Here is a 12,672-nt window from a genome sequence, read left to right as displayed (position 1 = left end):
ACCACCGCCAGCTTCCTGTTTTATCTGCATATACTTGGCTCAATTTTTTCTGCTGTCTGCTGATGCTGGTATTTATGACACCCGCGCGCGCCGGTGAAAACGTGGTTCTGCGTGACAGCTTTGCGGGGAATATTTCGTTCGAATTGGGCGGCAACTCATTGCGTGATGCCAATAACGAATGTAATCGCATCAACAGCTCCAGCGACACCATCTCATTGCCAACTGGATCAACAGTACAGGCCGCTTATCTATACTGGGCCGGTTCCGGCCCAAACCCCGATAACCAGGTAACGTTTAACGGTACGACGGTTAACGCCAATCATCTGTACACAGAGTCTTTTTTTTACAATAACGTCACCCACAACTTTTTTGGTGCCAAGGCGGATGTGACCTCACTGGTGAGCGGTTCCGGTACTTATACCGTCTCGGGTCTCGACACCACGTACGTACAGGCCGACTGTGATGTTGCAGTAATTTTTGCTGGCTGGGCACTGGCTGTGATTTACCAAAACCCGAGCGAAGCACAACGCGTTGTCAATCTGTATGACGGTTTCAGGGCATTTCAAAGCTCTTCAATTACAATTAATCCCAGCAACTTTATTGTCGACAGCAATCCTGCCGCCAAAGGTGGTAAACACGCACACATTACTTGGGAGGGCGATGCTGGCAACTCTCAGGATGCTGGCGGTTATTCGGAGCGTCTGGCTTTTAATGGCAATACTCTTACCGATGCAGGCAACCCGAACAATAACCAGTTCAACTCGTATTCCAATGTCAAGGGCAATACCAGTGGCGTGGACATCGACGAGTACAACATTGGCAGTTATATGGCCGCTGGCGCCACCAGCGTAACCACTCAATACTCTTCAGGCCAGGATCTGGTACTACTGACTGCAGAGCTGATCAGTATTCCAAACGTGGATACCGCCGATGTGCAATTAGTCAGCACAGGCTACCAGGGGGTACCACGAGGTACTAATACCACGTACACATTGTCGGTGACCAACAATGGTCCGAAAGCCGCTACGTCTGGCACTCAGATAAATATTCCATTGAGTGATAACCTGACTCTGGCTTCTTACAGCGGTACAGGCTGGAGCTGCGCAGTAGCAAGCAATAACTTGCACTGTACCTATAGTCCTGTTATCGCGATAAATGGAACTGCCACCCCGTTGGAGATCAATTTTGGTACGGCGTTGACCACCCAATCAGGACTGACGTTGACCGCTACAGTAACCGGTGTGTTATTCGATAACCGTGACTGGAACAATACCGCAACCCTTGAGATGGCTTTTGGGTATCCAATCTTGTCTACCTCGGTAAAGTCAGTAGAAGATATAAATGGTGGTATGGTGACCGCCGGTGATACCTTGCGCTACACCATCACTCTTAACAACACAGGCACTGCCAGCACCAGCACCGCAACTCTGACAGACCAGATTCCGGCCAATATCAGCAGCTTCAGCGTAGTAAGCCATCCTGCCGGTTCGATATTAACCATTACGCCATCCCCGGCGGGCCAATACGGCACCGGCAGCATCAGCCTGACCAATATTACCGTTAATGCCGGCAGCAATGCTGTGTTGGTCATTGATGCCGAAATTGCTGCCGGAACCGCGTTAAATACCAGTATTACCAACGTGGCAACCATTAACGATGGCTTTGGCACCGACACCACAGTCACCTCCCCCACGGTTACCACAGATCAGGCATATGCCCCATCCAGTGGCAACAAGCCACTGTACCTGCAACAAGATCAAACCATGACCCGAGTGGTTGCCAGCAACAGCACAACGACTTATGTCACGGTCAGTAACAACGCTACATCTACGTGGACATTGACGCCTGCATTGGCAAAGAATCTACTGCTCAACATCAGTAACGGCATTCCCTTGCAGCTGGTGGTCAACAACTCGTCAAACAGCAACCGCAACCAGACAATCACTGCCACCCTGAAAACAGGTGCGACAGTTGTAGCAACAGCATCCAATTCTTTTAGCGTTCCAAACCGAAATGCCGCCAGTAACACCATTACCCTGAATATGGCTGGCAGTATCAATTACCTCCCCGCTGGAACACCTCTGACGCTGGAGATTTCATCGTCATGCAATGGCTGTTCATCAAGTCTGAGGGTATTTCCTGCCCAATCGTCCACGGCGATCAGCATGCTCAAGCTGTCTTCCTATTCGGTCATCAATATCGATAGTCTTGCGCCTTACAGTGCGGCCTACCCAGGTGGTACTGTAGTGCCGTTTGTGATGGAAGGCTCCAATGTGTACTTGCGGGCGGTTGTTTCCGATCCTTTTGGTTATGCCGATATTACCAACACAACCATCACCGTGATTGATCCAAACGGTAACTATCTGCTCAACAATACCGCCATGAGTCCAACCTATAGCAGTGGTGCTATCAGCGTGTTTGAAATGGCAACTCCAGTGCAAACCGGAACCACCAAAGGCATCTGGAAAGTCATTTTTAATACCAGGGAAGGTTACGAAAATATCGTCACAGCCAGTAACACACTGAATATCCGAGTAACTGGACGTCCGATAATGAGCGTCCAGAAAACCAACGTTGTGCTGAACGACCCAATCAACGGCACCAATAACCCGAAAGCCATTCCGGGTGCTGAGGTGCTATATACCCTGAATGTTCGCAATGTCGGAGAAGGCACCATTGATACCAACTCAGTAACACTGAGTGATACCATTCCACTGCTGACACCATTTTTTGTCGGCAACCTCACTAATGGCAGCCCAATCGAGTTTATAGAAGGAGCATCGCCAAGTTATCTGACGCTGACTTTTATCAGCCTCGATTCCACCACAGACGATGTGGAGTTCTCGAACGATAACGGCAACAGTTTTGGTTACGTACCAACGCCAGATGCCGATGGTTATGACTATGCCCTCACCCATTTCAGGGTAAAGCCAAAAGGCACAATGCCAGAGGCGGTGAACGGTGTAACACCAGGCTTCCTGTTGCGTTACAAGGTGCGGGTGCCGTAAGCGGCTAAAAAACACGCGGGAGCGTGGGAACGAAAAATCCAGATAGGCACTTGCGCGCGGCTTGTTAATTGGCCCCACTGTTTGCCCTCATGGGGGACCTTGTCCCCCGGCCGGGCGGGCCTCCCCCTGCTTTTGCCCGACTGGGCTCGTTTACCCGGTTTTCACCGACAACGGCTTTCGACCCCGGCCCGATGGCACATCCCTGTGCCAACGGGCCTGGCGGGGCATCCATGCCCCGGCCGGGTCGGCCGTTGCGGTGAATCCCGGCTCGCCCAGATGGGCATTGAGTAGCCAGCTGCGCTGGTCCAACTTTGAGATCGATGTTTAGCCCAGTAGGGGAATCAGGCATTCAGCCTTAACGACGCCAGCTTACTCTTTGACTTCTTCCGTCCACTCCTGAGTGGTTTCCACCGTGGTTTCTTCCTCCTCGGTGCCATCCGAATAACGACGGGTTTCGACGGTGGTAACCACGGTGTAATTCACGCCGTCGCGTTCGTACTTTTCTTCGGTCGAATGGGAGTTGGAATCCACCAGTGTACGGCCATCATTGTCTGTGCTACCCGCTTGCTGCTCTTCTGGCACTGGCTTGGCAGGCCGTTTTTTTTCCGGCTGGTTTTTCTCTGGTTGAGTTTTGCCCGGCGCCGTAACGGGAGCCGGTGCAGGCGTTGCCACCGGGGCGGTTACCGGGCCAGTCACCGGCATACTGCTGTCGTCTGGAGCCTCGTAATCGTGGCCGTTGTTGTTGGCGATGCTGTTCATACACAGCAGCATCACATCCACACCTGTGTATTCCGGGTGGCTGCCATGGCCAAACCCGACGGTCAGATAACGTTCATCAAACAGATTGGTGCGATGACCACGATTAGGAACACCGTCGTCTACCGCCAGCTGCATCACCACCTCAAACGGTGTGTGATCGCCGTAGGCAATGTTCTCGCCACAATAGGCTTTGCCACTCAGATAACGGCCAGCTCGTGCTGATGGGTCTGAGCCGTCGGAGCCAGTGTGACCAATACCACCACGATGCGACTGGTCACTGGCATGATCACCGGCGGCTGCCGACAAGCAAGTCGCCAGATCAACAGGAGGCACCGGACTGACGCGCATCAGATATGCCAACGCTTCGTCCACCGCCGGGCGGCCTTCGCTCATTTGTATGCGCACGCCGTTACGAACGTATTCACGGCCATTGGTCAGGCCCGCGTAATAACGACGAACATCGGCCGCAAAGCCTACCGGGTCGGTACGAATACGATTCAGCTCGGCCACCATGGCCTTGTCATAGTCGGTTACCGCGGGAGCATGCTGACAACTGACGGCCAGATCACTGGCATGCGCCTGACCCGCTGTGATTGCCGCCAACACCATGCCCGAACACACCAATGGACGTTTGAGTCCAGCCCACCACAAGGTCGTTTTCAACACGTTCTTCCTGGTTCCGCCCAGCGGAAACACTACTGATAAACTCTGGCCAACCCACTCAGAAACGGACACCCAACAGGCGGCGTGCCAATGTGAACCGAACGGGCGGTTCCTCAATTCCCCGATACTTGCGCACCACTTCATGCATAAAACGCGTCCAGCAATTGTTGGGTTGCCACACGGCCGTGACCAGATTAAAGGCGGTATTTTCGTCTTCCTGCAGAATCAGCAGCCGGTATAAAAACATAAAACAGGATGCCCGCATATTCAGGGCACAATGCACCCATACACGCTCATGTTCAAGCACCTGCAACAGTCGTGCGAACTGCTCGAACTGCTCCAGTCGTGGCGCTTCCCAGATTACCGGGATACGAATGTAGGTAAGCCCCAGTCGGCCCGCAATATCAGCCTCAGCGGCCAGTACGTTTCGGGAGTCTGGTGTTGATAGATCAATAATGGTGGTATAGCCCCGAGCACGGATTTCTTCCAGCTGGGTTGCGGTGGGTTGCCCGGATGTTACCAGGCCATCCCGAACGGAAATCTCATTCAGAATCATCACAAAATCCTTCTTGAACACAGCGGCCATCGTCTATATACGGCTACGTGCAGGTTCCTTTGCTCAAGGGACCCTCTGAATAACTCGGTGCCCGCTCTGGCTTATCGGGATGGTGATGAGTCACGAAGCCGATTTGATGGCTAAATACTGGGGCTACGTCAAAACCTGCGACACAAAGTCATCGCCATCCCGAAAGCCCCGAAGGGCGCGGGCTGCAGCCAGAGCAGAGAGCTGTGCAGAGTTATTCAGAGTGTCTCAAGGTTGCAATATCAAAATTCACACGAACTATACGTAATTTCGCTGACAATTCGGCAACTTTTAATCACCGTAAACGTTTTATGCGACCGAAGGTGAATTTTGCACAAACATCCACGGATCAACTCCCGGTTATAGAGGTTATCGACAAATCACGGATGTAATCCGGCATGACAGTCGTTATCCTCGTGGGATTGGTATCCAGTGGAAGGTAACGTTCGTCATGCAAGTCCCACGTTGGTTAAAATGGACAGGAAGTGTTGTACTGATTCTCGGACTCGCCCTGGTTGGCGGTTACTGGTATCTGGTCAGCTATCTTTCAGACCAACTAGCCGTCGACACCAATCTGCCGGTGGTGAACGCTACCCCGCCCGGTGCAGTCATTGCCAATCTGCCATCCTGGCGAGGTCCGCAGCCAGGCTCTGAGCCACGCCCACACGACACCTTCGACTTTCCCATCCAGTGGGGAAAATCCGGTCCGGTTGAACCGCTGTTCGCCGGTGCTCTGCAGTATCCATTCCTGTGCCAGACGGTGGATTCCGGGCTGGGCCAGAGCCTGATTGATAATCAGGCCGGATATGGCGTGCCGGTTTTTGCTGAAAACTCCGATGGTTCTCTTGGCAACCAGATTGAGGGTTACAGTCAGGATTGCAGCCTGCCAACCCGCCTGCATTATTTCCGCCGCGATCCGGCTACCGCCAGCAATAGCAAACCGGTGTTTAACCGCTTCGATGATGAGTTACCGGCCAGCGAACGCTCAGTCACAATCGAGAATGATCTGCTGGTACGGGTCGAGACCGGCACCATCAACCGCTTTATTTACGTTCTGCTGATTCCCACCACCACGCAGGACCAACGCGATCAGCCCGACCTCAGCCACTGGAATGGCAAAGCGGTTTATCACTTTAAGGGCGCCGTTGGCATTGGCTTCCAGCAGGGTGAAGCCCGTTTACAGCGCCTGCTACGCGATATGCAGCCAGCATTACAACAAGGTTTTGCGGTGATGTATTCCACCGGCACCGAAACCGATTACCTCTATAACGCCACCCTTCAGGAAGACACCGCATTGCGGGTCAAACAGCAATTCAGTCAGCGTTATGGCCAGCCGCAATACACCATAGGTTTTGGTGACTCAGGCGGTGGCCTGCAGCAGTATCTGATGGCACAGAACCATCCGGGGCTGATCGACGGTGGTGTGGCCATTATTGCCTACCCCGACATGATCACCCAGGTCACCTACGGCCTTGATTGCGAATTGCTGGAGTACTATTTCGATCGCCTCGCGCCAGACCCGGAGTTCTGGCGTAACCCACTACATCGCAGCTGGATTGAAGGCCTCGGGTACAACGAAAACGCCAGCCCCGCCACGCTGGATTATCTGACCAGTGTCGTCAGCCTGTTAAACGGCCGTTTGCCACCGGCCAAAGATGGCGCCACCGAATGTAATCGCAACTGGCGTGGCATTTCCGCCAACGCCAACAACCCGCACTTCAACAGCCATTTCGCCCGTTACAGTACCGAAGTGAACAAAACCAACTTCTGGAGTCACTGGCAGGACAACCGCCATGCCTACGGCACCGACCGTTACGGCCGGGCGCTGGTGCCAACCGGCAATATTGGCGTGCAATATGGACTGGCCGCCTGGCGCGATGGTCGTATTAATGCCGGACAGTTTTTTGACATCAACCGTCAGGTCGGCGGCTGGAAACCACAGGAACAGATGCAACAGGAACACTTCTGGCTGGCCAGTCAGGATGATGGTTTCGGTGGTTTGCTGCGCTTCTCCCCTTGGGGCGAACACAATATGACCCACAACGGCGAACGGGTTACGCTGGCTCCGCGTAGCGCCGGTTCACGCGCCGCCGAACTGGGCGCATGGCGCTCGGGCCAGGTATTCCGGGGTGAGATCGGTATTCCGCTGATTGATGTCCGTCCCTATCTCGACCGCACACCCAACATGCACCACAGCTGGGCTTCGTTAGCCAGTCGCGCACGTATTCTGAAGCAACAGGGCCAGAATCCATGGCAACAAATCTGGACCAGCGCGCCCGATTACAAAGCCCAATGGGACGCCTTTGCGGCGATGACCCGCTGGCTGGATGAACGTGCAGAAGGACAATGGCAGAACCAGGTTCCCGACTGGGCCAACGACCGCTGCCTGGATTCCAGTGGTGGTGTGATCGCGCACGGTGATGACGTCTGGAACGGTGCCTGGAACCAGCAAGACGACGGTGCCTGTACACGCCAATACCCGTTTTTTATGAGTAGCCGTCAGGTGGCGGGTGATGACTCGCGCGCCACCAGCCTGATTTGCCCACTCATGAGTGTGGATGCCGCGATTGCGGCCGGTGTATACGCACCTCTCGACATCACTCCTGCTCTGCGAGAACAGCTACAAGCAACGTTCCCGCAAGGCGTTTGTGATTACCGTGCAACCACAAGCGACGGCACAGGGATGTGAGTGCTTCAGTCCAGCGAGCGGCTACGCTCAGCTGGCACAAACAGGGCTTTCAGCAGGTAGTCGCGGAATTCAGGCTCCCACGGCTGTAAGGCAGCGGCTTCTCGCATACAGAGCAACCAGGCATCCCGCTCAGCCGGACCAATCGGGAACTGCCGATGAAACGCAGGGATTACGATCGGGCCATAACGTTCGCCAAACAACTTCGGACCACCCAACCAACCACACAGGAAACGGGTCAGTTTGTCGTGGATCAGCGTCATGTCTTCAACGTTATGCATGGCCAGAATGCCCTTGGCCTCGGGCAAGGTTTGCATCATCCGATAAAAATCATCAACCAGGCGTTTGAGACCATCATAACCGCCTGCGGCCTGATAAGAGGCATCACCCTCGCCATACACTGGCCGAGGGCTCAATTGTGTATTCATCACCATCTCCAACACCGTGGTTTGCGGCGGATTCAGAGTGCTCCTTAGTGCATTGTGCGTTAACCAGTGATCGACTCAGACCAGCGGCAATAGCTGCAATTCACTGCGAAATTCAAAAGACTCACCGCTAACGGGATCAACAAACGCCAGCTCCCGCGCCAGTAGTTGCAACGGCCGCGTGTAATCCGCCGCCAGTTTGTCATCCACTCGCGGATACAGGGGATCATGCAAAATCGGTGCGCCCAGCGCTGACATGTGCAACCGCAGCTGGTGTTTTTTACCCGACACCGGCTCCAGACGGTAACGCCAATAGTGCTCACCACGCTCCAGCACATCAATACGGGATACAGAGTTCACCTCACCTGCTACTTCCTGCGACAAGAAGAACTGCTCCCCACGCACAATACGACTTGCCCGATCATGAGGAAATTCAAGATCCGGCAATGCGGGCGCAATGGCTTCATATGACTTGCTGATCTGGCGATCACGGAACAACCCCTGATACAAACTACGGGTTTCCGGCTGCAGAGAAAACAACACAAGCCCGGCGGTGTGACGATCAATACGGTGCACAGGTTGCAACTGATAGTTGCCTAACTGTGTCATCAAGCGACTTTGCAACGTCTGACTAACGTAACCACCTCCCGGTGTTACCGGCAAAAAATGCGGTTTGTCGGCAACCAGAAAATGTTCCGTCTGAAACAGAATACGTTCATAAAAGGGGATTTCGACTTCATTACGAATTTCACGGAAGTACAACACCCGCTGACCACGCACAACCGGGCTATTGGCTGACAGAGATTGATGGTTGGCATCCTGGACCATCCCGCGTTCAAAACGGTCAAGCCAGGTAGTCCGGTCAATGTTAGGGAATTGCTCACACAAACAGTCGAGCAGACAGTCCCAACGATCCGCAGGAACCACAAACACACTGGGGCGGCAAAAAGCAATCACAGTACCATTCTCAGCAATAAATCAACCATCCGCATAAATTTCCATAGCGACTACCGAATTGCAAACAATCCGAACATTCTGACGCCAGAACATGAGAGCAAGCCTTAAAGCCCCTCTGAATAACCCGATAAGCCAGAACTGTTCAAAGTTATTCAGAGCCCCACTTGTTACTGATTGTAAAAGCACAGCACCAATCATTGATGCCACGGGACCAGATAAAGACCATTATGATGATTTTTTTATCAATAGTAGTCACTATACGCCCAATAATGCCTTGAAATGTCAAATCACGTCATGATCCTGAGATTCAAAACAGCCAAAACACAAAAACAAAGGGGCTTTGCATTCTGGAAAACTTATTTGAAAAAGACCACATTGCTACCTGATTATGAAACAGAATTTTCCACATCATTGCCTGCCTTCATTGTCACAGATTGACCTAAATCACCAATACTAACCCCATACCATCTAACAAAGTGATTGATTTTAAAGGAGAATACCGATCGTCTTACAATCCTATTATTAGGTTGCCTCTCGATGGTCTATAGTGACAAAATCTTGCTACGCCAACTGACACACGATGCCATCTTCGTGCTAAGTGCGATGACATCGCGCACCTTCGATGTCAGGAAATGAATAGGGACAGCAATATGATCGGAGCAAAGGAACTGTTCTCCTTTATTACTGGTCGGTTATATTTAAATTGCCAGACTCAGGTCTCTGGACCACTTTTATTGTTCGTACTATTGGAGTTAATCGTACCAGCAGCTGTCGCTGCCAGTTCGATAACGCCTGTCGTGAATTATGCAGAAGCGCTGCAAAAATCCATTTACTTCTATGAAGTCCAGCAGTCTGGAGTATTACCCCCATGGAATCGCGTACCATGGCGTGCAGATGCTACGGTTAATGACGGCAAAGATGCCGGTCTGGATCTGTCTGGCGGTTGGTACGATGCCGGGGACTACGTCAAATTCGGTTTCCCAATGGCGTCAGCCGCCACCATGCTGGCATGGGGGGTTGTTGAGTACCCTCAGGCCTATCACAACAGCGGCCAATGGCCACACATTCGCAACAACCTGAAGTTTGTTGCTGACTATCTCATGGCTGCACATCCACAACCCAATCTTCTTTATGTACAGGTTGGGCTGGCAGAACAGGATCATGCCTGGTGGGGGCCTGCAGAAGTCATAGAACAATCCGGCGCCAAAGCAAGCCGCCGTCCAGCGCAATCCATCTCGCCACAATGCCCTGGTTCTGATGTTGCCGGAGAAACCTCGGCAGCACTGGCTGCCATCTCGATGGTATTTGCAGACGAACCAGACTATGCCAGAGAGTTACTACGCCATAGTCGTGAGCTATATGAATTTGCCAATCGTTATAAAGGGAGTTATAGCAATTGTATTTCCGATGCGTTCCAACACTACCGCTCATGGAGTGGATTTCAGGACGAGCTGGTGTGGTCATCCATCTGGTTATACCGCGCGACAGGCCAACGCAATTATCTGCAAGCTGCTGAAAGTCTCTATGACGGACTCAGCGATGGCGCCAGTGAAAAAGCTTTCAGCTGGACCCAATCCTGGGACGACAAGAGTTATGGCAGTTATCTGCTGCTGGCTCGCCTGACCGGAAAGCCACGCTATCGCCAGGATGTTGAACACTGGCTCGATTTCTGGACGACTGGTTATAACGGCAATCGTGTGCATTACACCCGTGGCGGTATGGCACAACTGGATGCCTGGGGTTCGAACCGATACGCTGCCAACACCGCATGGGGAGCACTGCTCTACAGTGACTACCTCAATGACCAGAAGCAGGATCCTGCTCGCTGCGATCGTTACTACCTGTTCGCAGTGCGTCAGATGAACTACCTGCTGGGTGATAACCCGCTGGGTATGAGTTACCAGATTGGTATGGGCAACAAGAGCCCGCAGAACCCGCATCATCGCGGTAGCCATGCCAGCTGGAACAACAATATTGAGGAACCGAAAACCAATCGTCACCCACTGATTGGCGCCCTGGTCGGTGGGCCCTATAAAGAAGACCAGTTTGACGACAACCGCACGGACTACATCGGCAATGAGATCAGCATCAACTACAACGCCGGTTTTACCAATGCTCTCGCCCGCCTGTATCTGGACTTTGGGGGACAGCCAATTGCCGACAGCCAGTTCCCACCGGCGGAAAATGTTTACAACGAATACGTGGTAAGTGCCATCCTGAAATCATCTCGTCAGGATCAGGTTGAACTGCAAGCCAGTATTGAAAACCGCACAGCCTGGCCAGCACGCTCCAGCCGCGACCTGACACTGCGTTACTGGATCGATCCAAAATTATCGGAAGGCAAGCCCGTCGCCGCCAAAGATTTGAAGATATCCAGCAGTAACAAAACTCTGAAACTGTCTTCGTGGGGAAAAAGTGGTTTGTATTACATCGACATTCCGGTTCCCAAAGTCAGCGTGCCAAGTGGGATATACGGCAGTCACAGCTCCGTCAATCTGAGTATTCGTCAGTCCGGTAACACTAGCGGCCTGACTAATACTATTGACAAGAACTGGAGCCGATACAATACGCAGCCACAGCTCAGCCCGGCGTTCGCTGTGTATGAAAATGGCCAGCTGATGTGGGGCGATGAACCCTGTGAGAATAAAACCGGGATTTGTGCTTCGGTAACCAGCAACCAGATTATGGGAACAACTCGCAATTTCGGCCCCTTGCTGGCACGTCTGATGACCCGCATGCCAGCCACTGCCACTGGCTTAAAACGTAACAGCACAACAGCACCAGAACCCAGGCCGAAACCAGACAATCCGGATATGCCGAAGAAGCCTTCATTGCAAGACCCGGACAGCTCATTCTTTGGGGAAAACGATACAGCGCCACTGTCAAATATTCGTGATAGCAAGGCAGCCACCACCTTTGCAAGCGTTCGCGCACAAACACCGGACATACCGATTCCAGAAACCGGTAACCCTGGCCATCTGACAACTCGCGGGTCCACAGCGTTCACAGACACCACAACCAACTTCTCGACACCCGCCCGCCCGCATCAGCCATCGGTAACGTCCTCGGACCAAACACCCCCACAGTCCAGCCATCGCTCCGTCACTGTTACCGATAACACACCATTGCAAGCCAACATGGGCAAAACCCCAAAGCTGCAATGCCGCTATATTATTCGAGATCAATGGCCGGGCGGTTTTACTGCCGAAATCGAGGTATCCAACCGCAACCCGTTTACCGTGCACGACTGGCAGGTGCGTTGGCGTTATGCCGATGGCTCAAAGCCACTGCAAACCTGGAACGCCAACCTGCGTAGCCGGGATAGTCATATCGCCACTCCGACTGACTGGAACCGGGATATTCCGCCAGGAGGCTCTCTAGTCATTCGTCTGGAAGGTGTAACGGCGTCAGTAAACCGTAAATCGCGGCCTCCGATTTTCGAGGACGACTGCCTGAAAAGCTGACACGAAACTGTAAATGCTGACGCTATCTACAACCTTAATTGTAAGTTTGTGAGACAATCCACACAAAGTAATGACAGAAGTCACAGACACTATGTGCATTCATAGGCAATCCTAGTCACAACAAGAT

7 protein-coding genes are annotated in these 12,672 nt (G+C 52.8%); 3 read left to right on the top strand and 4 right to left on the bottom strand.

Translation table 11 applies throughout. The annotated features are described in order from the left end of the window. Positions 1-62 precede the first annotated feature (62 nt). Positions 63-3,008, top strand: coding sequence for a hypothetical protein (locus tag OUO13_RS16095; protein WP_283174913.1), 2,946 nt, complete (start codon positions 63-65; stop codon positions 3,006-3,008). Between the two features lie 369 nt (positions 3,009-3,377). On the opposite strand, the gene OUO13_RS16090 is transcribed toward OUO13_RS16095, so the two are convergent. Continuing rightward, positions 3,378-4,430 (bottom strand): CAP domain-containing protein, encoded by a 1,053-nt coding sequence (locus OUO13_RS16090; protein ID WP_283174912.1) that lies wholly within the window; start codon positions 4,428-4,430, stop codon positions 3,378-3,380. A gap of 58 nt (positions 4,431-4,488) precedes the next feature. Beyond that, on the bottom strand, positions 4,489-4,986 hold the full coding sequence (locus OUO13_RS16085; protein WP_283174911.1) for a protein tyrosine phosphatase family protein: 498 nt from the start codon (positions 4,984-4,986) through the stop codon (positions 4,489-4,491). Positions 4,987-5,464: 478 nt separating this feature from the next. On the opposite strand from OUO13_RS16085, the gene OUO13_RS16080 reads away from it, so the two are divergent. Next, on the top strand, positions 5,465-7,702 hold the full coding sequence (locus tag OUO13_RS16080) for a DUF6351 family protein (protein WP_283174910.1): 2,238 nt from the start codon (positions 5,465-5,467) through the stop codon (positions 7,700-7,702). Between the two features lie 5 nt (positions 7,703-7,707). Here the strand turns inward: OUO13_RS16080 and OUO13_RS16075 are convergent, their stop codons facing one another. Both OUO13_RS16075 and OUO13_RS16070 read right to left on the bottom strand, forming a co-directional pair. After that, positions 7,708-8,127 (bottom strand): group II truncated hemoglobin, encoded by a 420-nt coding sequence (locus tag OUO13_RS16075; RefSeq protein ID WP_283174909.1) that lies wholly within the window; start codon positions 8,125-8,127, stop codon positions 7,708-7,710. Positions 8,128-8,202: 75 nt separating this feature from the next. Beyond that, the gene (locus OUO13_RS16070; protein ID WP_283174908.1) at positions 8,203-9,081 is read right to left on the bottom strand and encodes a pseudouridine synthase; all 879 of its coding nucleotides are present in this window, start codon (positions 9,079-9,081) and stop codon (positions 8,203-8,205) included. Between the two features lie 797 nt (positions 9,082-9,878). Here OUO13_RS16070 and OUO13_RS16065 point away from each other — a divergent pair. Beyond that, complete coding sequence (locus OUO13_RS16065) at positions 9,879-12,545, top strand: glycoside hydrolase family 9 protein (RefSeq protein WP_283174907.1); 2,667 nt, start codon at positions 9,879-9,881, stop codon at positions 12,543-12,545. The last annotated feature ends 127 nt before the right edge of the window (positions 12,546-12,672 follow it).

Source organism: Parathalassolituus penaei, from assembly GCF_026626885.1.
GTDB classification, from domain to species: domain Bacteria; phylum Pseudomonadota; class Gammaproteobacteria; order Pseudomonadales; family Oceanobacteraceae; genus Oceanobacter; species Oceanobacter penaei.
Note: the sequence above shows the minus strand (reverse complement) of the source record. Positions and strands in the feature narration are given on the sequence as shown.